Origin of the sequence: Streptomyces sp. NBC_01750, assembly GCF_035918095.1 — a bacterium.
Lineage (GTDB): Bacteria > Actinomycetota > Actinomycetes > Streptomycetales > Streptomycetaceae > Streptomyces.
The window spans coordinates 259,777-281,980 of record NZ_CP109137.1 but is presented as its reverse complement, the minus strand read 5'-3'; the positions used below and the strand labels follow the sequence as shown (position 1 = coordinate 281,980).

The following is a 22,204-nucleotide window of genomic DNA, read 5'->3' as shown; positions in this document are numbered from 1 at the left end:
CCTTGGCCGTACGGGCCGCAGGCCAGCGAGAAGCGGCCGCTGATGCGGTGGGCCGCCGCCCTGGACGAGCAGCTCAAGGCCGACAGCGCGGCCGACTACCGCGTGCGCCTGGCCGTCGACCTGGTCCGCATCGGCCACAACACGCGGATCCACCCGCCGCCCGGTTCGGTCGATCTCCCGCTCGCCACCTGGGAGATAACCACCGAGCACCACACCGACCTCGCGAGCGGGAAGTGGCCGACCGGATACGCCAGCCACACCGTCCCACCCCCAGGGTGATGCTCATGCAGTTGAGGTACGGCTTTCGTGACCCGGCGGGCCGGGAAGCGTAGGCCATCTGTATCGGGCGACCTCGAGTGCCCGGGCGGCATGGGTGGGATCCATTGCGTCCAGTGCCTCGGTTACCCTCTCTTCGCCGATCCCTGCCAGCCAGTACCAATAACGGGGTTCCTCGGGCTCGATCAGTACGATGATTTCGCCGAGATGTTCCGGTTTGATCATGCAGAACAGTTCGTTACGCCGCTTTTCGGGCATACGTTCAAAGTGCACGAACGTCCGACCCGGCGCCATCGCGTCGAGTACGTCGACGGCCCATCGGGCATCGGCAGAGTTCAAAAGTCGTTGAAGTCGGTCCCCTCCTACCGGTACTCGGGCCGCTATCTCAACCTCCATGGCTTGCAGCAGCCGTAGCGTGAAATCGTCGCTGAGTTGGTCGGGCAGTCGAACCGCGCCCCCGCGCATGAACTGCACGATCGTGGCGGCCTTCTGGACGCCCATGCGGGTAAGGAGACGGGCGACGGTAGGTTGGGCCAGTCCGGCTATGCGAGCAGCCGCAGCATCCTCGGCCATGTCCGACAGCAGCAGCAGAACCCTGTCATCGTCCATGTGCTCCATGCACTCCGCAGCAACTGGCGGCGGCATCATCACCAGAATCATTCTGGTGCGCTCTTCCTGCATCAACGCCAGACGAGTAGAAGCCGGTCTTGCCCCCAGTCCAGTGAGGATCAGGGCAGCCTGGTGCGGATCCATTGCTGTTAGTCGCTGGACGGACTGGGCCAGGGGCAGGGCAGAAATCTGCGCGGCAAGGAGAGCATCAACTGCCCTGTCATCGCCCTCTGGCATGGCAGGTGGTGTGGCCACCGGCGAAGGGTCCACGTGTCGCATGTAACGCCTGGCGTACGCGCGTTGCCAGGCGGCTCGCCAGCGGCTCAACTCATCCGTAGGGCATCCGCATACCGATGCGAACGTCAGGACAGTGTCGAGGCTGGGCAGGTGTCGACCGGAAACGGCGTTGCCAATGGTGCTGCGGGGAAGGGAAACGCCACGTTGAGCGGCTGAGGTCGCCATCAGGCGCAAGGTGGGCGCGCCGGCCGAAAGGCGCAACAAGCGCAATTGGTAACCGAGCTCCGATACGCTGGTGACCGCATCCGGGTCCGGGTGCAGATCTACCTGACTGCTGCCGTCCTCTGGCGACAGTGGAGTCAACTCCCACACCTTCCCACCGTGTCCGACGCCGTATGCATCCTGTCCCACACTGTCCCACGGCGGGCGTCGTCAAACGGATGAGACCGGACCCGTCTTCATTCCGTTGAACACTCGGTGCCACCGCCCTTTCCTGGTAGCTCGCCCTGTAAGGCGATGTCGGTTCGAGGAAAGGACTGGGGAAATGCATGGGATCCGGCTCATCTGGCTTGCATTGATGCTGCAACTCGCCGTTGTCATCGGCGTGGTCGGCGGTGCGCTGTCATGGCTCGGTGGGGCAAACCCTGCTCACGCTGTGCTCACTGGTGCTGGCGTCTTCTCGGGCGCCGTCCTGTTGTTGCTGGCCGTCGCGGGCTTCCTGGAGCGACGATGAAGCACGGTTGGTTGCGGGTGACCAGCTCCATCCGGCCGAATGAACCGTAGCTGTCGCTCACCGTCGTGCCCGAGACCGCGGCTCGCTGCAAACGGCCCACTGTCCTGACGATTCCGCGTCTGCGGAGCACACGTCACTCCTGCTGACATCGGCCACGATGCAGCTGGTTGTCGTAGACAGCGGTCACCCTTCTTCCCTCGGAAGCTGTGTCACAACCCCGTTCCGCGGGCCAGGCTGTAGGAAGCGTGGTGTTGAGCCTCCTTGCGGTCCGGGTCGGCGTCGACACGTGGGCAGCCGAACAGCAGCAGAAGCCTCAGCCGGGGCACCCCGTCCGACCCGCCTCCGTGTTGGTGACCACGACGGCCCGCCATACGGCGCCTCGCACCCGCTCGATCTGGTTCAGCGGGCGGCCGAAGGCGGCTTGAGCACGCTGGCGCTCACCGACCGGGATACCGTCACCGGCGCCGTGCGCTTCGCCAAGGCCGCGATCGAGCACGGGGTGCGTCCGGTCTTCGGCGTAGCTCTGGCCGTCGCGCCGATCGCCCCCGTCCGTACCCGGAGTCGACGCACACCCGCCCGCGGCGGCGCCCACACCCCGCCCGGCCCGCACTGCATCCCTGAGCACCCTCCGACCGCCTGTCGCGTCTGCAGACCGTGGACAGGGCTCAAGATATAGACGCGCCGTGACGGCAGAACGGGCCGGACCTGAGCTTGATTGGCGGTGGCCAGGCCCGCTCAGCGAGGTCAACTCAACAGCTGGTTCTGCAGGACGACTGTCTGGTGGAAGGGGACAGTTGGGGCGACCTCGCCCTTTCTGGCGTGGATGATCAAGGCGAGCGTGTCACCTGCCTGGATGTACGCCTGCCGGGTGTGTTCGGGCCCGAAGGGCTTCGCCTCGGTGTAGAGGGACACCAATGACTGCCCGTCGGCCCGGGTGGCCATCTCCCACTCCTCGTCGATCCCGACCTCGCCCGGCGCGGTCTTCAGCGTCGCGTCGGGCGACAGCCCGACTCCGATCTCCATGTCCTTGAACGCTTGCGCCATGCCGGCCGAGTCGAACCGGAGGAGATAGACACGCGAGGCGGTGCCGTCGGGCATGGTCCAGCCACGGGCCGCGATCTGCCGAACCGCGCAGTCGTCCAGGGCCTGCTGGATGTCGGCGTGGCGGAGATCCCCGTACTCGGAGAGGTACTGGGCGCTGCTTACCCAGTCACCGGTCAGCTTTTTGTCGACGGTGGCGCCGGCCGGCGCGGGCAGCAGAAGTTTCCTCAGGTCGGCGTGGTGGATCTCATGCCGGTTGCCGAAGGTGAAAGGGCGCGGGCTCCCCTTGGGAAGGGCAGGCAGCGAGAGGCGCGGGTAGTCCCAGCGACCGTCGCTCTCGGTGGCGAGGCCGGGCACGTCCGACCGCTCCATGGAGGTGATCCCGAACGCCGTACCGGCGCCGAGCCCGGCGCAGACGATCACGGCTGCGGTCCAGGGCGCGACGACCCGCAGGACGCGACGGTTCAGCGGTGGCTTACCGGGGGCGGCGGGCTGTGCCGTCTCAGCCTCCACGGTCGGCTCGGGTTCGGCGTTCGGCTCGCACTCCGCAGGCTGCTCGGCCTCGACAGGCTGCGCCGTCTCTGGGAGCTCCTTGGCCTTCACCGGCTGGTCCGCCTGCGTGATCTGCTCGGTCATACGTACTCTCCCGGCGAGGCGATGTGGTCCAACTGCTCCTGCACGAGGTCAGCGACAGCACCCTCGTCGATCGGCGGCACACCCTCCGCGCCGATGCTCACCAGCAGTTCAGAGTCATACGCGAAGCACTGCATCCGGTCGATCTCCTTCTCGTCCTCGCCGGCTCGGTCGCCCTTCACCTCCGGGGCGAGGAAACAGGCCGAGTTCCTGTGGCCCTTGATCTTCGGCCCCTTCGGAAGGTCCAACAGACCCCCCAGCCCCGTCTGGAGTCCGAACGCCTTCCGTACCTGGGCCTTGTTCCTCATCCGGACGATTTGGATGGTGACGATGACGTCGTTCTCGTACACGCCGCCCTCCGTGGCGTAGGAGCGAATGGCGATGCCCTGGAGACCCAGCTTTTTCACCTGCCTCTCGTAGTCGCGGCGCTCCTTGCCGGACAGACCGCGGCCCCACCCCTTCATCAGGGCGGTTGCCTGCTTGGCGCTCAGCTCGGCGTCATTGCCGTACTCGTCCACGTCGGGTCCGAGACGGTAGCCGTCCGGGACCGGCAGCAGCAGCTTGCTGAGCGGGGTGGAGGCCCGCCCCCGCCAGGCCTCCACGGCCGGGTCCTTGGCCGGCTCCTTCGCAGGCTTGGCCCACAGGGTCGCGGGGACGGTGCGGTCGGCGCCGTCGACGGTGACCGCGGTGTACGCGGCGGCGCCGCCCACCGAGCCCAGGACGAGCAGGGCCGGCAGCACCACACCGGTCAGTACGGATCTCAAGACAGACGCTCCAGCTGTCGCTCGGCCAGCGAGCGGATCTCGTTCTTGCTGATCCGCTTGGTGTCGATGATGTTGATGTCGACCATGATGTCGCCGCGTTGGAAGATGGCCTGGGCCCGGTACCGGGGCATGAACCCGGCCTTCCGCTCGACGGGGTAGAGGTAGTAGCGGCCATTGCCGCTCCCCTTGAGCGGGTCGCCGTCATCCCCCGCGGAGCCGGCGTCCAGCATGTGTCCCTGCTGAGCCTTGGCATGGTCCATGGCGGCCTTGCCGGACCGGAACTGGACGAGGCCGATGTTCGTCTCTTTGTTTTCGCCCTGCATCCAGGCCACCGCGGCGATTCGGCGCAGGTCCTCTTCAGTGAAGTGCGCGAAAGCGCCGGCAGGGCGATCGAATTGCCGCGAGTACGCTGCGGTGTCCGGCCAGCCGTCCACCGCCCCCCAGGGCACGAGGGTGCGTGCGGCCTTCGGCGTGGCCAGCAGAAGCTTTCGCAGGTCACCGTCCGTCTTGACTCCGCGGTCCTCGGCGGCACTGAGCGGCTCCGGGACCTTGTCCCCGGGCAACGGCTCGGCCGGGTAGGCAAGTCCCGGTTGGTTCAGGGCGGGCAGCGGCGTAGGCGGCCGGTCGGCCTGGACCTGGTAGCCGACGGCCGTCCCAGCGCTGACGCCGATCACCGCGGCGACGGCAAGGAGCACCGCGGTCCGCCCACGGTGGCGCGCAGACGGCCGTATCGGCGCGGCTCCATCGGCGGCCGACGCGTCCTCAATTGCCGTCGACACGACGGGCTTCGCGGCCGCCGACTCCGGTGCCGCGGGCTCTGGAGCCGGCGGCGCCTCCGGCTCACGCTGTGCTTCGTGCAGTTCCAAAAAAGTTCCTCAAGAGACCTGGAGGTCACGGATCCGTTGTCCGCGCTCATACAACTGACGGACATCCCGGGATCTTGGTTGTAGCGGCAACCATTACAGTTCGGCATAGGGCGAAGAAGCTCGTGATCAAGGTGACCGCCAGGACCGACGCCCCCGAACGAGTCCAGCCGTGTCGCCCTGTGCGCCGGCTTCTTGCGTGGGTCCGGCCAAGCGGACTCCAGGGCTTTGGTGCCCGTCTCAGCGGCTGTGGTCACCGGGCGCGAGCAGGCTGGTCACCTCGGCCGATCGCCTCCGGCGACGGCTTGAAGTAGCGGCGGACGTTCTCCGGCTTCTTCTGCCGGGACTTGGCCATCAGCATCAGCAGGCTCGCCCCGGTCTCGCCGAGGTGCGTCAGCCCGGAGTGACGGTACTCATGCCGGTCCCACCCCGTGCCCGGCCCGCGCGCGGAGCGGTGTGCTGGTCCAGCAACGCGCGGGCCTGCCAGGAGAGACGGGCCGGCTCTGTGTCCGGGCAGATATCGCGTGGGGAGTCCGGGTCGGCCATCGTGTCGAGGGTGTCTCCGGTGCCCTCACGCGGACCGCATGGGGGGCACCGGAGACTGTCAGAGCGAACGACCAGGGCCGCGCTGCTGTTGCTGTGGCCCCTGGATTCGTGGAGCGGCAGGTCGTTGAGTCGCCGCTGAGCGGCCATGGCCTGCAGCCGCTGGCGACCCACTTGTTCACTTTCTGCTGCTGCGGAGTGAGCCGGCTGCGACGCTGGATCTCCCTGGCGACGCCTCCCTGCTGCGCCGACAGGGACGTCGCCTGACGTGGTCGGGGTCGGCGATGCCGGCCAGATGACCGGCGAACCAACGCTGGAAGGAGCAGATCTGCTTGTCGACCGCGGGGAGGACGCCAGTGGCCATCAGGAGTTCCTCCAGGTGAGCCGCCGCCCGCCACGGCTGGGAGTTCGTGGAATCCTCCATGACGGCATCGTCGACATGCTGCGCTCGATTGGATGTATGGCCGGGACCTTCCGCTGTTAAGTCTGAGACCTTCGCGCGTGGCCTCACTGCGCGAGATCTGCTGGAGCGGATGGACGCCGCCGACTGATGTGTCGTCAGCGGTGGGCCACTGACAATGACTACGCGTAGTAGCGGCCTCTCGCTGGGCTCTTTCCATCCCTTCTGAGGATGTGCTGCCCGTTCTCCGTGCCGTTCCAGCCATGGCCAACTTCAGGTGCGTGGCGGTTCCAAGGTCGCGGGGGTGGGACCGTCGGGGCGGACGGTGATGCCGTACGCCGCCTTCGTGGGGGTGGAGGAGAAGGCCAGGGTGTGGACTGGCAGCAGGTGTTCGAGCAGGACCGTCGATTCGCGGAGCGCGAATTGCAGACCGAGGCAGGCGCGGGGACCGATGCCGAAGGGGAAGTAGGCGCCCGGGTGGGCAGGTCGGCCGTCCGGGGCGGTGAAGCGCCGAGGGTCGAAGTGCTCTGGGTCCGGCCACAGCTCAGGATCGCGGTGCGTGAGGTACGGGCAGATAAGGATGTCGGTGCCCGCCTCGACGATGTAACCGGCGAGGGTGTCGTCCTCGGTGGCGTGGCGGGGCAGGATCCAGGCGGACGGGTAGAGCCGGAGCGTCTCGTGGACCAGAGCCTGGATGGCCTGGCGGCGTTGCGCCGAACCTTCGTCGCCGGCGGCGAGAGCTTGTTCGCGGGCGCCAGGGTCCCGGTCGAGGAGCAGGTAGAGCCAGGTCAGGGTGGTGGCGGTGGTCTCGTGCCCAGCCACGAGCAAGGTGACCAGCTCGTCGCGGATCAGCCGGTCGGTGTACTCGGGGCGCTCGTTGGCGGCGTCGATCAGGACGTGCAGCAGGCCTGGACCGTCGGGGCCGACCGCCCCGCCGCGGGCGGCCTCGATGGCATGCCGGGCGACCGCATCGATCCGGGCGAGATCGGCGGCAACGGCGTTCTGGGCGTCGGTGACATCAGCGGGCAGCGTCGGAAGGGCGGCCGTCACGGCTGCCACGGCGGCCAGATCGCGCTCGGTCCCGTCATCGAGGGGGTGCCCGGTAAGAGAGCGCCAGATGGCGTCCAATGCGAAGCGGCGCATCTCCCGCCCGACATCGAGGGTTTGCCCGGTACGGGCGTACCCGCCCCAGCGCCCGGCGGTGGTCCGGGCAGCCTCAGTGATCCGCTGTTCGTAGCGGCGCATCCCGGTACCGGTGAACTGTGACTGCAACAAGCGGCGTTGGCTCTTCCACGCCGCACCGGTGGCGGCGAGGACTCCGTCGCCGATCAGCAGACGGGCGCGGTGGGAGCGCTTGACGTACCGCTCCGGGTGGCGGGCGAGTATGTGCTGGACCGCCTGCGGGTCGGTGACGAGAACGGTGGGGGCCGGCCCGAGGCGGAACGCGGCGATGCTGCCGAACCGCTCGCGCACCTGGGACAGCAGCTCGACCAGTTCACCGCCCCCCGAACGCCACCGCTGCACGAGTCCAAGCTCGGCTTCGGGGACCGGCCGCCCCGTTACGGGAACGTGCGAAAGGGAGCCGAGACTGGCTTCGGGGTCCATGATTCTTCTCCTGGTCAACCTCTGTGCTTGGCCGTAACAGAGCACTGGCACCACGGACTGTACGGGAGCAGGCACACCCGGTGACAGCCCGCCTGGAGTCCTGGACTCGGGAACTTCAAGGGCACTGAACAGGGCAAGCCGCCCGGCGGGATGAAGTCCGGGCAGACGCAAGCGACACCCTGGAGAAGGTGTGCAGGGCCTGGTGGCGGGACCACCGCATGAAGCGAAGCGCTCGCGTGATCTTCAGATCCCGGGAGGTGGCTCGGTGCGACGGTTACTAGGCTCCCAGGATGAGGATTCCGACTGTGGAAGAAATCCGTGCCTTGCATGACAAGCATGCGCCGACCGTTGAGGCGTTCGACCTCGTCTACACGCACTGCGAGATCGTGTGGGGCATCGCTGAGCAACTCATTGCCAGATCGGGCTGCATTCTTGATCCTGAGTTGGTGCGCGCAGGCTGTCTTCTCCACGACATCGGCGTCTACCGCCTTTACGACGAGTACGGACGCCTCGACGAAAAGAACTATGTACGACACGGGCTGCTCGGTCACGAGATCCTCGAAGAAGAGGGGTTCCCAGAGACACTGCGCCGGTTCTGCTCCTGTCACACCGGAGTCGGGCTCACGGAACACGATGTCGTCCGCCAGGACCTCCCGCTGCCTCCGGCCGATTACCTGGCAGTGACAGACGAGGAGAAGCTGGTGATGTACGCGGACAAGTTCCACAGCAAGACCACACCGCCGAAGTTCGTCTCAGCCGCCGGCTACGCCGCCTTTGTCGGCCGCTTCGGCGACGACAAGGTCGCCGCCTTCAACGCGCTGCGCGCAACATACGGCGACCCCGACCTAACCCCACTGGCCGCCGCCCATCAGCACGCACTCGCCTAGGAACCCCCAAGCCCCACCAATGAATGCGAGGGCGCAGCAGCACCAACTGCGCGTGGCGGCAGGGCGCTCCGTGCCCGTGCTGCACGACGGTACGAGCCGCTCCGCGGTTGTGATGGAGCTGGCACCGGGCGCGAGGCTTTCGGTGGGTTCGTGGCGTGTGCTGTTCGGGGAGGGGCTGTCGGGTCCGGTGGCCCATCCTGTCCATGTAGCCCGCGTCGGGGCCCCTCTACAGGTGTGCTGCAATCAACCGGTTGCGAACGGGCAGGGCCTGGCAGGCGGCCATGGCTCGCTCGATGCGGCCAGTGGTGTCGGCGCTAGTGTCGCCGTGCTCGTGGGCGAACCAGGCGGGGCTGGTCCCGCACATGGTGGGGGAGTCGCTGCGGGGGAAGGGAATTTCGCGGATCGGCCTCGATGTGAGTGGTCATGCGGCACGCCCCAGGGAGTGAGTGCCCGGACGCCCTGCCCGGCGTCCGTTGATTGACGGCACCGCCTTGTGCCGGACCGCGGCGAGCACGGCATGGCCGAAGTGCTTGCCGTCGTACAGTGCTGCGTCGGCCGCCCTTTGGAGCAGCGACAGGTCGGTGGTGCCGAGGATATCGGGGGAGGCGGCGCCGACGGACGCGGCGACATTGACCGACTCGCCATCAGCGTTGACCGGTTCTGCAAGCATCCGGACCAGCTGCGCCAGACGCACCTGGCGGCGACTTCGGCCGATGCGGACCACGACGGCGAACTCGTCTTCTCCGAGCTTGTCGACCACGCCGAGGCTGCCCGCCCATGCGGTGAGCCGCTTTGCGGTCGCGGTCAGCACGGCGTCGCCGGCGGCGTCAGCGATGCGGCTGTTGCTGCTACGCGTGTGGTCCGTCACCATCCGAGATCGTGTGATGCCTCCTCAAGAGAGCGGACCCTCGGCGGTAGTGCGGGCCAGCAGTGCGCGGGCATCCTGGATGCGGGGGTGGGCCGGGTGCAGGAACTGCTCGCAGGCGGCCAACGCCTGACGGGCTGCGGCTTCCGCCTCGCCGCGGCGGCCCAGGCCGTGCAAAGCTGTGGCCGTGGCCATGCCCAGAGCCCCGCTTCCGGAGCGGACCCAAAGCGGCGTGAGCCGACGTGTTTCGGCCAAAGCCTCCTCGTGACGGCCCTGCCCGTTCAGGCTGCGCACCAGGACACAGTGCAGGGCGGCAGCCGTGTGCCCCTCCGCGCGGGGCAGATTCCCACGGGCGATGGCCTCCGCCTCTTCGTAACGGCCCTGCCCGCACAAAGCACTTGCCAGGCTTTTCAAGCAGGACAGCTCGACCCTCCACACCTCGGTGAGGTGCGCGAGACGGGCCGCGGCGCGCAGTATGTCCTGCGCCTCGGCCTCCGCCTCCGTATACCGCCCCTGGCCGACGAGGACCGCCACACGGTTCCCCCGGACCACCAGCAGCAGCGCCCGCTCGGCACCAACCGTCCGCTCCAGCACGGCGATCAAAGTCTCCAGCTCGGCCAGCACCTCCGTCCCGCGCCCGTGAGCGCCGGCCGCCGCCGTGGCTATGGCCTTGGCCAGCCACACCACTATCGGGCTCCGGCCCCAGACACGCCTTGGGGCGGCCGCAAGAGCTCTCGCCCCGGCCTCGGCCTCCTCGTACTCCCCCACCTCGAACAGGTCTAGGAGGCGGTCGAGGACCAGCTCCTGCGAACGGGGCACCCCGCCCCCGGCCCACCTGCGCCGCGAGCGGCCGGACGTCGATCGTATGAACATCACAAGCCGCGACGTTACGTGAACCAGGGCAGTCGGCGTCCCCGCGGTTCCAAGGTCCCGCAGGTTCCCCACCACGTACAGCTGCCAGTTGCCGGCCTTGATCGCGACGACGGCCACGGCAGCGTGACCGGTACGGCGGCCGCGTCAGCACGATGGTCCGGGCGCGGGCGGGAAGTGCCAGGGGTGGTGACTCTCCTTCGGGATGCGCGTTGATCAGGCGGCCAGCAGGTGCTTGGCCGGGGGCGCGATGTAGCTGCTCGGGTCCGCCGGGGTGCCGTCGTGGCACTCCAGGCAGCTCCCCGGGGTCTTGAGCGGCATTGGCGGAGAGCACTTGTTGTGCGGCTGTCGTATGCCCGGATCTCTGGAGGCGGCTCGCGGTCGTCCCCGCTGAAGGCGGAAACTTGCTGGTCGACTGGCGATGGCTTGGGGGATGCTGCACGGGTGATCGAGCGAGCTGTCGCACTCCGAACCGTCGAAGAACAGCTAGAACGCGACTATCGGCAGGGCCTGGCATCGGGCGCAGAACCGATGCGTCTCGCGGTGTCGCATGTCGAGAAACATGAGCTGGTCTGGATCGTCATCTGGGATTCTGAGGAGTACGTACGAACACGCGATCGCAGGTTCATGCTGGCCGGTAACGGGCCGTACCTGGTCGATCGGGTCGACGGAGGGCTCCATCAGATCGGAGTGGTATCCGCGGTGACCGATGCCTGGGAAACCGACTACCGCGTTCGCATCCGGGGACTGGCTGTACGTACCGCAGTGGACGATCTGCACGAAGAGATACGGGCAGTGGCGGCCGAGCGTGGACGTATCTATGCCATGCACATCCTCCGCCAGCGGGTACCAGCGCTGTCTCATGCTGAGGTCATCGACTACGTGGGCGCTCTGCAGAACGGCGCTGCGCCGGCTCACCTCGTGGCCATCTCCACCCGAGTTCTCGTGGAACCTCTCGACCCAATTCTCCGCGTGACGACCATCCGCAGGGGGAAAGGGCGCTCAAGACCGCTGCTGTTCCTCGACGTAGACGGGCCACTCAACCCCTATGCAGCGCAGCCGGAGAGGCGACCCGAGGGCTACACAACGCTCAGGGTGCCCCACGGGAGCGGGACGACTGGCGGACTCTTGAGCAGGAGACGGTCCTTGCGGGTCTGGCTCAACCCGGAGCATGGGCAAGCACTGCTCCGGCTTGACTACGAGCTGTGCTGGGCCACGACTTGGATGGACGATGCCAACCGGTGGATCGGCCCGGTACTCGGCCTTCCTGATCTCCCTTTCGTCGAATTCGGCGACGCTCTGTTCCAGGAGCGCCCTGACGGCGTGCACTGGAAGACCTGCCCGCTGGTGGACTACGCAGGCGGTCGTCCCTTCGCCTGGGTGGACGACGAGCAGAGCGATCTCGACCATGCGTACGTGACCGCCCACCACCACGGGCCTGGACTTCTGCACCACGTCAATCCGCGGATCGGGCTACGCGAGGCCGACTTTCTAGCCCTCGCCGACTTCGCCAGATCCCTTGAGACCTCACGTTCCACTGGCTGACGTCGTGACGAGAGATCTCAGATGACTGCCCTCCCGCGACGACCGGGGCGGCTGACGTACGTCGTGGCCCGGCGGCGGTCCAGAGTGCCCTGAAGTATCGGCAGAGACCAGGTTCTGCGGTTGCTGTGTCCTCTCAGGACAACTGTCGGCACGCAATCCCGGCCGCGCGCCGCTGTCTCGCCGCCCTGGACCCCGCTGACCTCAGCGAGTGATGAAGCAGCACTCCGGCCACGACGTCGGACGCCCCTGGCCGGAACCGCCGCCGCTGGGCGGTATCGGGAAGAACGTAGTCCCACAGTCAGTGCTCGAAGCACCCCACCGGCCGGAAGCACCCCCGGAAGCCGGTGAGATCCGAGCCGTCGACCATGGGCGTGAAGAGGTAGCTCGCCTCGTCGTAACTGTCGGCGACCTCGACCAGCTGAGGCGTGCCGCCCGGGACCGACACCTCGAGGGTGTCCCCGATGTGTGCGTGTCCTTGCCGGCGCAGCCCCGTCCGTGGCATCCGAGCACGGGCGGCGCGCCGGAAGAAGCCTCCTCCGCGGGCTCTTTGGCCCCCGACGCGGGCAGGGTGACCAGGCACACCGCCGCGACCGCGACCCCGGCCGCCACGTACGAGCTGGGCTTCCAGCGCCACAGCGGCACGATCTCCTGGCCGAAGAAGCGGTGGGGCAGGAGCAGGCCGCCCAGGCCGTTGCTGCCCGTCCAGGCCGAGGTCGGCGAGCCGGGCCTCGCTCAGGCGCCGCAGGTGCGGCTCCAGGCGGTAGAGGCTGTCGGCGAACACGACCTGGTTGAAGTCCTCCGTGGTCAGGCCCGGGTGGGAGTGGACCATCGCCTTGTGCTGGGCGCGGACCGTGTCTTCGGGCACCGTCCGGTTGGCCGGGCGGCTGTAGCCGGTAGGTCATACGCTGCTCGGCTTCGAAGTGTTGAGTCTGTTGATGAGCTGACGGTTGGCGGACCGTGCGGTCTGAAGTTCCTCGTCTCGTTCTTCGAGCTGGCCTACGTTCGTCGCGTCTGCGCGCGCCAGCGCCCCGAGGGCGCGGCATGATGGCAGCCATGCTGATCGCTCATGAGGGTTGTTCGCCGACGGTCCACCCCACGGCCTATGTTGCTCCGACCGCCACGCTGTGCGGGGACGTGCGAGTCGGGGCCGGGTGCCGGGTGCTGTTCGGTGCAGTGCTCACCGCCGAGGGCGGGCCAGTGGAGCTGGGCGAGGGCAGCATCGTGATGGAGAACGCGGTCCTGCGTGGTACCCGACGGGATCCGCTGATTCTGGGACGGCAGGTCCTCGTGGGCCCCACCTCCTACCTGACCGGCTGCCGGGTCGAGGACGAGGTCTTCCTGGCCACCGGCAGCCGCGTCTTCAACGGAGCACGGATCGGGACCCGCTCCGAGGTGCGGATCAACGGAATCGTGCATCTGCGCACCGTGCTGCCCGCCGACTCAATGGTGCCGATCGGCTGGGTCGCCGTCGGCGACCCGGTGCGCATCCTTCCGCCGGAGGACCACGACGGGATCTGGGCGGTGCAGAAGAACCTGGACTTCCCCGGCTACGTCTTCGGCCTGGACCGCCCAGCCGACGGCGAGAGCCTGATGCCGGCCATCTCCGAACGCTTCGGCCGCGGCCTCGGCCGCCACAGCAACGACCAACAGATCTGAGCCCCGCCGGAGGACCTCGGTCTTGCCATCCACCGCTCGGCTCCACCACTCGCGCCCGGCAGGCTACCCCAATCAAACCAGCCCTTTACTGCTCGCCGACCGGGGTTGACGGGCCAGGAACTCGGCGAACGCCTCCGACTGCTTCGGGTCCATACACCCCTGCCGCCCGCTGCGCGCCCAGTCCTCCAGCCACTCGAGCCACCCGGCACGGCGCAACTCGGCCACCACCACCCGGCCCTGGGTGAACGTCACACGCTCACCGTCCGCGTGCACGTACCGCGTGTACGGGCCGTGCTGCGCCGGTCCGGGCGGCCGTTCCTCGGCCGTGTCCGGCAGGTATCAGGGCGCCGTATGCCCGCTGCGCCCAGTGCTCCAGCTCGGCCAGCTCGGCCGCCGGAAGTAGCACGCTCGCCGGCTGGCCGTCCTCGGTCAGGGTCACGCGCTCGCCGGTCTCCTCCACAAGAGCGACCAGGCCGAAGTCCTCGACGGCGTCGCCTCGCCATGGTGACGCTCCTTCACCTGCTCGTACGGCCCGAAGCGCGCGACAGGCCCCTGACCAATTCGGTCATGTGCCTGTCGCGACTCGGAGGGTGGGGTGGCGACACCCTCTCCCCAGAGCAGGCGGACGCGCTGGTGGAGGACCTCCCTGACGACACCAATGCCGCCCTCCGCATGATCCGGAAACGGTCCATTCCCAGCCGTGTGACCAGCGCGTGGCGCCTCACCCAGGCCCAGCGTGACTTCGAGGAGGTCGCGGAAGTGCTGGCGATGGCGACCTGGGTGCCCTCGGACAAGAGGAAGCTGCTGTACCGGATCGCCGGGGAACTGGACGGGGCCAGGGCGGTGGAAACCATCCCCGAACCGGACCGTGGGCACGAGAGGCTTCTGGCCCTCGCGGTCGACGGCAACTACCGCGACTACTCCTACGAGCGGAACACCTTCCAGGTGCTGTTCGACCCGGAGACCTTCGCGTTCCGGGGCTTCCGGCTCGTGGCCGGGATGGGCTACTACGTCAACGGCAAGGCCTCCGGCGGCCCTTACGTGGCCAAGGGCACGGTGCTCGCCACCGCCATGCGGGTCACGACGAAGGTCGTCGACAAGGCCGGAGCGCGCACCTGAGACGTTCCCGCCCGCCCCGGCACGGGGGTCCGGGACGGGCGGGGCGATGAGGCGGGGCGAGCGACCGGGACCTGAGACCGGTTCGCCCGAATCGGCGGGGGCCGGTTAGTACTCCAGTGCGGGAGGATCTCGCCATCCCGCACGGGGTCGTGCATCAGCTCACCTTGAGATGACCACCGAGACCCGCACCCCCGGGCCGGCCCGCAGAGAGGCCGACCTGGGCCGTATTGCGAATCTGGCCTGGACGAACGGCGGTTTGACCACTGCGAAGTGGTTACCGGCCGGGTCGAGTAGGTGCGCAAAGGCTATCCCGACTGGGTTGACCTCATGGTGAAGACGGCATCCTCGGCAGCTTTCCCCCTGTCGCGAAAAGCCGCCGTGCAGCCATTCCGCGTCGCCTGTGGTGAGGATCTGGTGGCCGCACTGCTCCCCGCGCCCGCGGGGATGGTCCCCGGCTCGCATCCACCGGGACCCTCCGCTGGGCCTGCTCCCCGCACCCGCGAGGGTTGGTCCCTCGCCCTCGTGTTCACGTAATCCCATCAGCGACGCCAACTTCCCCGCCAAGACGTTCGAGCACGTGTGCCCGGTAGACGGACAAGCTTGGCCAGGATCGTGCGGGAACCTGGGCGCCACGGTGTCAGTCGCTCCTGCGAACATGCTGCCGTGACAGTGACACCTGATCAGCGCGCTGACGAAGCCACGCTCGACCTCCTGCGTTCCGCGTTCCCGCCTGAGTGGCGCGAGCCAGCACTCGGCTATGAGGCAGTCGAGGTGTGGGAGGCCGAGAACAAGGCGACGATCCCAGAGCCCTACCGGTCCTTCGTCGCCGAGATCAGCAACGGATGCAGCCTCGGCCCCGCCGAGGACGGCGGCCTGCAGCCAGTCGGCCGGCTCCCCGCGTCCTGGGCCGAGGACAATCCGAGACAACCAGGAGCACCATTCCCTCTAGAAGAGGCGTGGCCCTGGGAAGAAGACGACTCGGCCGACGACGAGGACCCCCGAATCGACGCTGTCTTCTCGCACGGATCGATCGTGCTCGGCGCGGAGGACAGCCAGTCGTTCTGGCTCCTGGTGACAACGGGACCGCAGCGCGGCAACGTGTGGATTGTCGCGGACGTCGGCGCCACCCCGGTCCCCGCGGACAAACCCTGGGGCTTCCTGGAATGGGTACAGCGGTGGCACGCCGGCGAAGGCTGGTGGGACTGAGCCCGGTCTGGCCGCCGAGACCCGAGACGCTTCAGAGCCCACCGCTCGAACGTTTGGGCGGGGAAGTTAGCGCTGCTGGTGGGGAATTACGTGGCGTTCCAGCTCGGTGAGCTGCCCGTTCACGACCCAATGCTCCCCGCACCCACGGCGATGGTCCCGTTGCCCTTGTAGGAGAAAGTCCAGCGAGTCTGCTCCCCGCATCCGCGGGGATGGTCCCCCCGGGGCCAGTTCGGTGTCCCCTACCAGTTGGGCGGCACCTGCATCAACCCGCACGGTAACGTCGCCCGCGACCGCTGCGACTGCTCCTCCCTGATGCAGCGCGCGTACGGAGTGGCTGGCGTCGAAGTCGCCCGCACGGCATACACGCAGATCAAGGACGGGCACGGGGTGCCGACCAACGCGCTCCAGCCGGGCGACCTGGTGTTCACCGGAGGCTCCGCGAGCCGGCCGGAGCATGTGGCGATGTTCATCGGGGACGGCCTGGTCGTGCATGCCCCGCGCCCGGGATGGGGGGTCGAGGTCGCCAAACTAGAGGGACACGGAAGGATCCTCGTCGCGCGCCGAGTTGCATAAGGAGCCTTTTGCGGCACTCCGAGTTCCCGAGCGGCTACTCGGGCTTGTCGGGAGTTCCATCGGCCCCGGGCTGCGGCCAGCGGTGGGGGCTGATCGCGGAGGCGAGGGCCGGCCAGTCGGCGATGCTTTGCCGCACGAGATAACGCAGTCGCGGGTGCGTCTGCAGTCTGCCGACAAGATCCTGCCCGGACGGCATCCCCGCCTGGACCAAGATGCGCAGTGTGACCACGACATCTGCGAACCGGAGGACACCGATCAGCGCCCCTGGGTCTTCGTGGACGCCGTGAGAGGCTTCGTAGCCGTGACTCAGTACGTTCCGGATTGCGGCTGCTGTGAAGGCCCATTGGGTGGCCTGACCGTTGAAGAGCCAGGTCGACACTTCTGTGCCGAGCTCCTCAACCAGCTGCAGGAGACGCTGTTCGAGAGTGAGCTCAGCAAACTTCAAGGCGTCACGAACGTCACGGCGCTCGCTGGAGGTGAAGCCGCCGACCTCCTTGAGAGTATCCCGGACCCGTTCGGCGAAAGGAAACTCCGTGGGCTCGTCATGGAGTGTGCGGTGCAGGGTCTCCGCTGCGTTGATCACTTCGAGTAGCTGTCCCTGCACTGATCCTGATCGTTGACGCGGCTCGATCGCGTCCAGCGAAACAGCGCACTGCCGCGCCACGTCCATCCACGCCGCGATGAAGGACTCCATGTCCTTGAGCGCTGGCGCCAGAGGCAGGGGATGGGCGGCGGCCTGGCTGATCTCTTGCGGTTCGTCGCCGTCCGCTGGATCGACCTGGACGGGCAGTTCGAGCCATGGGAGCTGCTCCCCGTCAGTCGGTTCGACGCCCTCAGGATGCAGACGAATGTCGTAGACCTGGACCGGTTCATTCAGTCCGATGGCCACCAGGATCCGGAGCGGGATGATCACATCTGTGTGGAGCTCGTCGAGCGTGAAGCCTGATTCGCGGCTGACGAAGATGCTTACGCGTTCGCGAAGTGACTTCGCACGACGGCCGTAGTGGCGATGTTCGCGAACCCCGATGGTGATAGTCAGCCCGTCCTGGCACTGGATGGTGACGTCCGGGGGCGGCTGATAGCGGCCGGGCCGGACTTGAGGCCCCCGCAGCCCGCTGGGAGGCCACCAGGCCGAGAGGCCCGTCAGGCGAAATGAGGCCCCGGTGTAGCGCGTATCGACGGAGAGTGCAGCCCCCTGCAGCAGGGACTCGACCCGCCAAAGCATCCAGTTCTGGTCATCGCTCCCGGTACCGGCGGGAGCAACCCGGCCTGATTGGGCTGCACCGCCCCAGTCGTCGAGATAGCACCCAAGCAGGGTGTACGAAGCTCCCTGGCATGATCCGAGGATCGTTCGGGGTGGCACGAGCGCAAGTCCGTCGCCACCTCCGATGTCGACCATCAGCGTGCCGATGAGGGACAGCTGCCATCCTGTGTCCGTCCGTATCAGCGATCCCGGGATGCGAACGGCCGGGGCATCGGGGGTCCACCAGACACCGCTGCGTGTCTCACTCACGGTTCCCCCAGCGCGGTGCGGACGATTCTACGAGTGTATGGCCGGGCCTCCTGGGGAGCGCGCCCCTCATAGGCGGTTTCGGAGCTCAGGCCCTGCGAGTGAAATCGGACTGACGTTTCTCACAATGCCAGTTGAGAGGAACCGAGTTGAGCGCAGGTGATGTCATGACCGATGTCGTCATCACCGCAAGGAGGCCACTCCGTTGGCTATAGCCATCACTCCTTCAACCCTCCGGGACCGCTTACGTGACAGACACCGAGATGCTGTGGAGCGGCGCATCGCCGCCGCCCAGACGGCTGCCGCGCGCCTCGGCCACGGCGAGGTGCCATGGGACGACATACGCTCCGCGCATCGCCGGCCTGACCGTGCGGTGGCAGGCTCCTACTGGTCGATCGTCTCCGAGGCGCTCGCTGTCATCTTCGTCCTCGGCTTCTTCCTGACTCTGATCGCTTCTGGAGTCGTGGCAACGATGGACGCTGGGGCCGAAGGCCACTTGACCCCAGCCCAGCAGGCGACGTTTTTGCACGCCGTTCCGATGGTGGCCGCCATGCTTGTCGTGATCGCTTTGCTGGGAACGGGGCTGGCGCACTTAACTCTGCTGAGGGTGGGCTCGACCGCGCGTCCACGCCCGGGGGGCGTGCTGGACACAACGCGGGGACCGGGCGCCGCCGCGTGGTCATCATGGTCCGCTCCTACGAAGAACCCCACCAGCACGATCAGGGTGGGGACGCCTATCCACCCCAGGACTTGCAGGATGTCTGCAGTCCTTCCGAGGCGGCTCCACCACTGCTCGGGATCCCGTTGATTGACCATGTCTGAGTCTGGCATTTTGCGGCCTACCCAAGAGGCAGGTAGCCGCGAAGTGCCTGGCATCAAGGGCGCGCTGCCAAGCGATCTTGCGCAGGTCTACCGGCTTTACGGAACCGGGAGCTGAGGGGACGGCAGATCTACGCAAGGCCGATCTAAGCGACGTCTTCCTTGGCCGCGCAGAGGTGTTCGGTTTTAATCGCATGGATATTCGAGCGATTCCCTCGTGTGCGTGAAACTCTCAAAGATCTTGTGACAACGGCAGGTCTGACGTCCCTTACCTAGCAGCAAGGGGCCCCGAGGTCCGCCGCCCAGAAGAGTTGGGTGCCCGTGTCAAGAATCTCTTTGGAGAGTCCGAGCCGATGACGCCGGAGCATCAGGACCCGCCGAGCAAGGTTCCGTGCCTGCCAAGCGAGTCAATGGAGCTGAATAGGCCGACGACGGCCGATGAATTTTTCACCATCCACCTCAAGTCCTTGGAGGGGTACGCGTTCAGGTTGTGCCGGTCACCGGAGTCAGCTCGCGAGGTAGTGCAGGATACCTACCTCGCAACTGCCAAGTACTGGCCCGAGATTGAGCATCCTGAGGCGTGGGTCCGGCGGGCGATCAGGAACAAGCTGATCAAGATGGGAACTCGGGATCGGCGGGAGATAAGCAGTGCTGAGTTTCGCGATGGCACACAGCCCGCACCGGTGACCGCCATCGTGCAGCCAAATCGGCGCTTCGGGCCGGGCGGGCGGGCGACGTACGGGCCACGCTCCGGTGACGCGAGGCGCTGGGACCGGCGGGGCGGCATCCGCTGGCCGGTGTCCGGCCCGGCGGTGGCATCGGCTTCAACCGGTGGGCACCGCCGGGCTTGGAAAGGCTCGCATACGCCACCGCTTACCCGGTTCGCGGGCTACGGGGGGCAGGGGCTTGGGGCAGTGTGGGGTCCCGGGTCCTGGCGGGACGGCCGCGGCGCCGGTGGGCGGGGATTGGTGGAGCGGTCTGCGATCCCCTGCAGGAGCTGTTGGGCGCGGTCCCGGATTTCTGCGGCGCGGCGTCCCTCCTGGCGGGTGGCGTGTCAGGAGGCTTGGGCGGTGGGGGTCTGGCCGTGTTGTGCCTGTCGGACGCGTTCGATCTGCATGCGGGCGACGGAGTTGAGGATTCGCGGGTCGGGGGCGCGGTAGTCGTGGGTTTTGGTGTTGATGTTGACCGACAGGACGACCGGTCCGGCCTGGGCGATGATGGTGGCGCTGCAGAAGTTTTCCATGACGCAGCCCTGGGCGGCGAAGGCTTGATCGGCGCCGGTCATCGTGAGGGCGTCAACGCTGCCCTTGTACTGGGTCTTGCTGAAAGCGAAGCGGTCGATCGCGTCGGCGGCGCTGGTGTAGGAGGTGATGCTGAAGCCGACGGCTCCGTCGAGGTCGGGCGCCTGGTATCCGGAGGTCCCGTATGCGATTCGTCCGTCGTCCTGGGCTGTGCCGTCTCGCCTGGGGGTTCCTGCCGCCACCCACCCAGCCGGAACGTCCTCGGGACCGGGGAGCGCTCCGGCGACTTGCTTGAGCCGCAAGACGACCGTCGTGGCTGTTGGCGAAGACGACACCGGGCCAGCGGCCGCGCCGGCGGCCGGGGCATCGCCCTGGCCCGTGCTGCACCCGCAGGCGAAGAAGCCGCCAACGGCCACCGTAACGGCAGCCCGTAGCCACGACCCGTTCCTCACGCTGTTCCCCCGTCTGAGCATTGGCCCCAGTCCATGCGCCCCCCAGTATCGTTTGCTGCGCGCCCACTCCTGTGCGCGGGCCGCCCACGACGGGGGCGGCCAAGGATCGGCTCGGTGGCCGCGCCGTGGTGTACTTCGTGAACTTCGCGGGGACCCATGAGGTCCGGGTCCATCAGCAGGCCGAACGCGTTCCGGTTAAGGGAGTCGCGGGTGCGGCCGACCACGACGAGTTCCCCGCCGCGGGGTGCCACCGCCACATAGATCAGCCACCGCAGCAGGGACACCACGGTCTTCCCGGACCGGATAGAGCCCTCGGCCAGGTTCACGAACGCCCTGATGCTGACGACGTAGTCCAGTTGTTTCAGCGACAGCAGGACAGGGAGATCACGAAGCATCGCCCCCCTGGTCTCCGGTGGAGGCCTGCTGCTTCTGCCAGACCTGCAGGAGCCCGGTCATGACCTTGCCGAGCATGCTCCTGGCGTCGTCCTCGCCGCTCTCGGTGACGGGCGGCACGCTTCAGCGACTTCTCGATCGCGATGCTGGCCGCGGTCATGAGCGACTTCTTGTCGAGGGCGGGCGGCTCGGGCACGTCCCGCTTTTCCTACGCCTTGTCCTTGTCACCGAAGTTGAAGATCGTGGCGGGCTGCCACAGTTGCTCGGTGAGCTGCTCGACGTCGCCCTGGAGCGCTTCAGCGAGGATGGCGCGGCGCTCTGCGAGGCCCGCGACTCGTGCGCGGGTGGCTTCCTCGGTCGCAGTGCCGTCGAAGGTGAGCCCCATCTTCGCGGGCCTCGACGCTGAATCGGGTGACTGCGTAGTCCTTGGAAATGGGTGAGCCCCTGTCCCGTCGGCGCGTGGGCAGGGTCTCCGTGCTGCGCGGTCAGGGCGTGTAGTGTGCGGCGCGGACACGGTGCAGCCACGCCTCAACTGGGGCCTCGTCCGGCTGGTCCGGTAGGACGCTCTTCGCCTGGTCGAACCGCTCCTCGAAGCGCTGCAGGAGGGGCAACGCCGTCATTGTGTCCGCGGCGACCTCCTCGCCGAACTCGTGGAAGGTCCCGGGGTTTTCGACGCGGACGTTCAGCCGGCCGGTGGTGTACAGCTCGAAGCCCTGATGGCACAGGCGCATGAGGTGCCGGGCGTGTTTCTCGGTCCGTTTGCGCGTGTCTGCCGAGAACGATCCGTCGCCGCGGTCGTAGAGCCGCTTGAACTGCTGGGTGGCGTAGCCGAGGTAGGCGTCCCGGACTCGCTTGGCGGACAGGAGCGAGCTGCGGATCTCGATCAGTTCGTCGCCCAGGGGGGTGCGTACTTCGTACAGGTCGTCGGGGAGCCAGACGAGTTCCATGACGGTAGGGTTGCCGCCGAGTGCGAGCCTGCACCATTTCGCTGCTTCGTGCAGGGTGCGGTCTGGGTTCGTGGTGACGTGCGATTCAGCGGGGCCGTGTAGGCCGTGGAATGCGGTGGTGTCTGCGGCGAAGAGGCCGAGGCGGTCGATGTCGGATCCCGGCTTGGCGAGTCCGTAGGCGGTGGAGCCTACTATCCCTGATAGCAGCACGTTCATGGCTCGCGTCTCCTCCGCGGGTGTGGGTCGGCTGAACGGTACGGCAGGTGACCCACACGTCGTCCGGATTTTCGGGCGGCGCAGCCGCCAGTGTGTGGGACAGGGGCCTTGTGACGCTCGGCGGCCCACTGCGTGGTCGGGGGACGGCACGGCGTTCGTCTGACGCCGCATCCATGCCGAATCAGAGTCACAAGGTCAGCC

Annotated in this window: 27 protein-coding genes and 3 pseudogenes; 12 read left to right on the top strand and 18 right to left on the bottom strand. The window is 67.6% G+C overall.

Translation table 11 applies throughout. The features are described from left to right. Positions 1-42: 42 nt before the first annotated feature. Complete coding sequence (locus OG966_RS01180; protein WP_326647424.1) at positions 43-279, top strand: hypothetical protein; 237 nt, start codon at positions 43-45, stop codon at positions 277-279. A gap of 3 nt (positions 280-282) precedes the next feature. Here the strand turns inward: OG966_RS01180 and OG966_RS01175 are convergent, their stop codons facing one another. After that, the gene (locus OG966_RS01175) at positions 283-1,494 is read right to left on the bottom strand and encodes a helix-turn-helix transcriptional regulator (protein WP_326647422.1); all 1,212 of its coding nucleotides are present in this window, start codon (positions 1,492-1,494) and stop codon (positions 283-285) included. 172 nt (positions 1,495-1,666) lie between these two features. Here OG966_RS01175 and OG966_RS01170 point away from each other — a divergent pair, with 172 nt between their 5' ends. Together OG966_RS01170 and OG966_RS40640 are read left to right on the top strand one after the other, a co-directional pair. Continuing rightward, a complete protein-coding gene (locus tag OG966_RS01170; RefSeq protein ID WP_326647421.1) occupies positions 1,667-1,855 on the top strand; it encodes a hypothetical protein in 189 nt (62 codons plus the stop codon). 157 nt (positions 1,856-2,012) lie between these two features. Next, entirely contained in the window at positions 2,013-2,531 is a 519-nt protein-coding gene (locus OG966_RS40640; protein WP_442806648.1) for a PHP domain-containing protein, read from the top strand. Between the two features lie 68 nt (positions 2,532-2,599). Here OG966_RS40640 and OG966_RS01160 read toward each other — a convergent pair whose 3' ends face one another. The 6 genes and pseudogenes from OG966_RS01160 to OG966_RS01135 all read right to left on the bottom strand — a co-directional run bounded on the left by OG966_RS01160 (position 2,600) and on the right by OG966_RS01135 (position 7,704). Beyond that, complete coding sequence (locus OG966_RS01160) at positions 2,600-3,532, bottom strand: hypothetical protein (protein WP_326647420.1); 933 nt, start codon at positions 3,530-3,532, stop codon at positions 2,600-2,602. After that, a complete protein-coding gene (locus OG966_RS01155) occupies positions 3,529-4,293 on the bottom strand; it encodes a hypothetical protein (protein WP_326647419.1) in 765 nt (254 codons plus the stop codon). The genes OG966_RS01160 and OG966_RS01155 overlap by 4 nt, the downstream gene beginning before the upstream one ends. Next, positions 4,290-5,159 (bottom strand): hypothetical protein, encoded by an 870-nt coding sequence (locus OG966_RS01150; protein WP_326647418.1) that lies wholly within the window; start codon positions 5,157-5,159, stop codon positions 4,290-4,292. Before OG966_RS01150 ends, OG966_RS01155 begins: the two co-directional genes overlap by 4 nt. Positions 5,160-5,396: 237 nt before the next feature. Beyond that, positions 5,397-5,687 (bottom strand): annotated as a pseudogene (locus tag OG966_RS01145) (site-specific integrase); the annotation flags it as partial. Positions 5,688-5,877: 190 nt separating this feature from the next. Next, the gene (locus OG966_RS01140) at positions 5,878-6,123 is read right to left on the bottom strand and encodes a hypothetical protein (protein ID WP_326647417.1); all 246 of its coding nucleotides are present in this window, start codon (positions 6,121-6,123) and stop codon (positions 5,878-5,880) included. Positions 6,124-6,372: 249 nt separating this feature from the next. Beyond that, positions 6,373-7,704 (bottom strand): cytochrome P450, encoded by a 1,332-nt coding sequence (locus OG966_RS01135; RefSeq protein WP_326647416.1) that lies wholly within the window; start codon positions 7,702-7,704, stop codon positions 6,373-6,375. A 290-nt stretch (positions 7,705-7,994) separates the two neighbouring features. Here OG966_RS01135 and OG966_RS01130 point away from each other — a divergent pair, with 290 nt between their 5' ends. Continuing rightward, positions 7,995-8,591 carry an HD domain-containing protein gene (locus tag OG966_RS01130; RefSeq protein WP_326647415.1) on the top strand — a complete coding sequence of 199 codons (597 nt, stop codon included), beginning with the start codon at positions 7,995-7,997 and terminating at the stop codon, positions 8,589-8,591. A 421-nt stretch (positions 8,592-9,012) separates the two neighbouring features. On the opposite strand, the gene OG966_RS01125 is transcribed toward OG966_RS01130, so the two are convergent. Next, positions 9,013-9,459 carry a GGDEF domain-containing protein gene (locus tag OG966_RS01125; protein ID WP_326647413.1) on the bottom strand — a complete coding sequence of 149 codons (447 nt, stop codon included), beginning with the start codon at positions 9,457-9,459 and terminating at the stop codon, positions 9,013-9,015. 24 nt (positions 9,460-9,483) lie between these two features. Continuing rightward, positions 9,484-10,275 (bottom strand): tetratricopeptide repeat protein, encoded by a 792-nt coding sequence (locus OG966_RS01120; RefSeq protein ID WP_326647411.1) that lies wholly within the window; start codon positions 10,273-10,275, stop codon positions 9,484-9,486. 333 nt (positions 10,276-10,608) lie between these two features. Here OG966_RS01120 and OG966_RS01115 point away from each other — a divergent pair. After that, positions 10,609-11,034: pseudogene (locus OG966_RS01115) on the top strand (YrhB domain-containing protein); the annotation flags it as partial. 273 nt (positions 11,035-11,307) lie between these two features. After that, positions 11,308-11,871, top strand: a complete 564-nt coding sequence (locus tag OG966_RS01110; protein ID WP_326655034.1) for a hypothetical protein — start codon at positions 11,308-11,310, stop codon at positions 11,869-11,871. Between the two features lie 298 nt (positions 11,872-12,169). Here OG966_RS01110 and OG966_RS01105 read toward each other — a convergent pair whose 3' ends face one another. Further along, positions 12,170-12,373 (bottom strand): hypothetical protein, encoded by a 204-nt coding sequence (locus tag OG966_RS01105; protein WP_326647410.1) that lies wholly within the window; start codon positions 12,371-12,373, stop codon positions 12,170-12,172. Between the two features lie 66 nt (positions 12,374-12,439). Between OG966_RS01105 and OG966_RS01100 the strand changes: the two genes are divergently transcribed. After that, the gene (locus OG966_RS01100) at positions 12,440-12,916 is read left to right on the top strand and encodes a hypothetical protein (protein ID WP_326647409.1); all 477 of its coding nucleotides are present in this window, start codon (positions 12,440-12,442) and stop codon (positions 12,914-12,916) included. Between the two features lie 8 nt (positions 12,917-12,924). Beyond that, positions 12,925-13,527 (top strand): gamma carbonic anhydrase family protein, encoded by a 603-nt coding sequence (locus tag OG966_RS01095; RefSeq protein ID WP_326647408.1) that lies wholly within the window; start codon positions 12,925-12,927, stop codon positions 13,525-13,527. A 72-nt stretch (positions 13,528-13,599) separates the two neighbouring features. Here the strand turns inward: OG966_RS01095 and OG966_RS01090 are convergent, their stop codons facing one another. Beyond that, on the bottom strand, positions 13,600-13,779 hold the full coding sequence (locus OG966_RS01090) for a hypothetical protein (RefSeq protein ID WP_326647407.1): 180 nt from the start codon (positions 13,777-13,779) through the stop codon (positions 13,600-13,602). A 4-nt stretch (positions 13,780-13,783) separates the two neighbouring features. After that, a complete protein-coding gene (locus OG966_RS01085; RefSeq protein WP_326647406.1) occupies positions 13,784-13,966 on the bottom strand; it encodes a hypothetical protein in 183 nt (60 codons plus the stop codon). 62 nt (positions 13,967-14,028) lie between these two features. On the opposite strand from OG966_RS01085, the gene OG966_RS01080 reads away from it, so the two are divergent. From OG966_RS01080 to OG966_RS01070, 3 genes and pseudogenes are all read left to right on the top strand, one after another. Continuing rightward, positions 14,029-14,646 carry a hypothetical protein gene (locus OG966_RS01080; protein WP_326647405.1) on the top strand — a complete coding sequence of 206 codons (618 nt, stop codon included), beginning with the start codon at positions 14,029-14,031 and terminating at the stop codon, positions 14,644-14,646. A gap of 663 nt (positions 14,647-15,309) precedes the next feature. Beyond that, positions 15,310-15,852 (top strand): SMI1/KNR4 family protein, encoded by a 543-nt coding sequence (locus tag OG966_RS01075; protein WP_326647404.1) that lies wholly within the window; start codon positions 15,310-15,312, stop codon positions 15,850-15,852. A 243-nt stretch (positions 15,853-16,095) separates the two neighbouring features. Beyond that, positions 16,096-16,425: pseudogene (locus tag OG966_RS01070) on the top strand (C40 family peptidase); the annotation flags it as partial. Positions 16,426-16,459: 34 nt separating this feature from the next. Here the strand turns inward: OG966_RS01070 and OG966_RS01065 are convergent. Continuing rightward, entirely contained in the window at positions 16,460-17,938 is a 1,479-nt protein-coding gene (locus OG966_RS01065) for a HEPN domain-containing protein (protein WP_326647403.1), read from the bottom strand. A gap of 1,169 nt (positions 17,939-19,107) precedes the next feature. On the opposite strand from OG966_RS01065, the gene OG966_RS40635 reads away from it, so the two are divergent. Next, positions 19,108-19,914 (top strand): RNA polymerase sigma factor, encoded by an 807-nt coding sequence (locus OG966_RS40635; RefSeq protein ID WP_442806647.1) that lies wholly within the window; start codon positions 19,108-19,110, stop codon positions 19,912-19,914. Here the strand turns inward: OG966_RS40635 and OG966_RS01060 are convergent. The 5 genes from OG966_RS01060 to OG966_RS01040 form a co-directional block, all read right to left on the bottom strand. After that, entirely contained in the window at positions 19,809-20,297 is a 489-nt protein-coding gene (locus tag OG966_RS01060) for a hypothetical protein (RefSeq protein WP_326647401.1), read from the bottom strand. The two genes, OG966_RS40635 and OG966_RS01060, sit on opposite strands and share 106 nt — an antisense overlap. A gap of 146 nt (positions 20,298-20,443) precedes the next feature. Continuing rightward, entirely contained in the window at positions 20,444-20,842 is a 399-nt protein-coding gene (locus tag OG966_RS01055; protein WP_326647400.1) for a hypothetical protein, read from the bottom strand. Beyond that, the gene (locus OG966_RS01050) at positions 20,832-20,960 is read right to left on the bottom strand and encodes a hypothetical protein (RefSeq protein ID WP_326647399.1); all 129 of its coding nucleotides are present in this window, start codon (positions 20,958-20,960) and stop codon (positions 20,832-20,834) included. The genes OG966_RS01055 and OG966_RS01050 overlap by 11 nt, the downstream gene beginning before the upstream one ends. Before the next feature lie 88 nt (positions 20,961-21,048). Then, positions 21,049-21,225 (bottom strand): hypothetical protein, encoded by a 177-nt coding sequence (locus tag OG966_RS01045; protein WP_326647398.1) that lies wholly within the window; start codon positions 21,223-21,225, stop codon positions 21,049-21,051. 100 nt (positions 21,226-21,325) lie between these two features. Further along, a complete protein-coding gene (locus OG966_RS01040; RefSeq protein ID WP_442806646.1) occupies positions 21,326-22,003 on the bottom strand; it encodes a nucleotidyltransferase domain-containing protein in 678 nt (225 codons plus the stop codon). Positions 22,004-22,204 lie beyond the last annotated feature (201 nt).

Coding starts and splice junctions, on each gene's coding strand:
- OG966_RS01130 (WP_326647415.1), top strand. CDS start 7,995: ATGAGGATTCCGACTGTGGAAGAAATCCGTGCCTTGCATGACAAGCAT.
- OG966_RS01170 (WP_326647421.1), top strand. CDS start 1,667: ATGCATGGGATCCGGCTCATCTGGCTTGCATTGATGCTGCAACTCGCC.
- OG966_RS40640 (WP_442806648.1), top strand. CDS start 2,013: ATGCAGCTGGTTGTCGTAGACAGCGGTCACCCTTCTTCCCTCGGAAGC.
- OG966_RS01055 (WP_326647400.1), bottom strand. CDS start 20,842: ATGCTTCGTGATCTCCCTGTCCTGCTGTCGCTGAAACAACTGGACTAC.
- OG966_RS01040 (WP_442806646.1), bottom strand. CDS start 22,003: ATGAACGTGCTGCTATCAGGGATAGTAGGCTCCACCGCCTACGGACTC.
- OG966_RS01140 (WP_326647417.1), bottom strand. CDS start 6,123: ATGGAGGATTCCACGAACTCCCAGCCGTGGCGGGCGGCGGCTCACCTG.
- OG966_RS01045 (WP_326647398.1), bottom strand. CDS start 21,225: ATGGGGCTCACCTTCGACGGCACTGCGACCGAGGAAGCCACCCGCGCA.
- OG966_RS01180 (WP_326647424.1), top strand. CDS start 43: ATGCGGTGGGCCGCCGCCCTGGACGAGCAGCTCAAGGCCGACAGCGCG.
- OG966_RS01080 (WP_326647405.1), top strand. CDS start 14,029: ATGGTGACGCTCCTTCACCTGCTCGTACGGCCCGAAGCGCGCGACAGG.
- OG966_RS01095 (WP_326647408.1), top strand. CDS start 12,925: ATGCTGATCGCTCATGAGGGTTGTTCGCCGACGGTCCACCCCACGGCC.
- OG966_RS01160 (WP_326647420.1), bottom strand. CDS start 3,532: ATGACCGAGCAGATCACGCAGGCGGACCAGCCGGTGAAGGCCAAGGAG.
- OG966_RS01105 (WP_326647410.1), bottom strand. CDS start 12,373: ATGCCACGGACGGGGCTGCGCCGGCAAGGACACGCACACATCGGGGAC.
- OG966_RS01135 (WP_326647416.1), bottom strand. CDS start 7,704: ATGGACCCCGAAGCCAGTCTCGGCTCCCTTTCGCACGTTCCCGTAACG.
- OG966_RS40635 (WP_442806647.1), top strand. CDS start 19,108: ATGACGCCGGAGCATCAGGACCCGCCGAGCAAGGTTCCGTGCCTGCCA.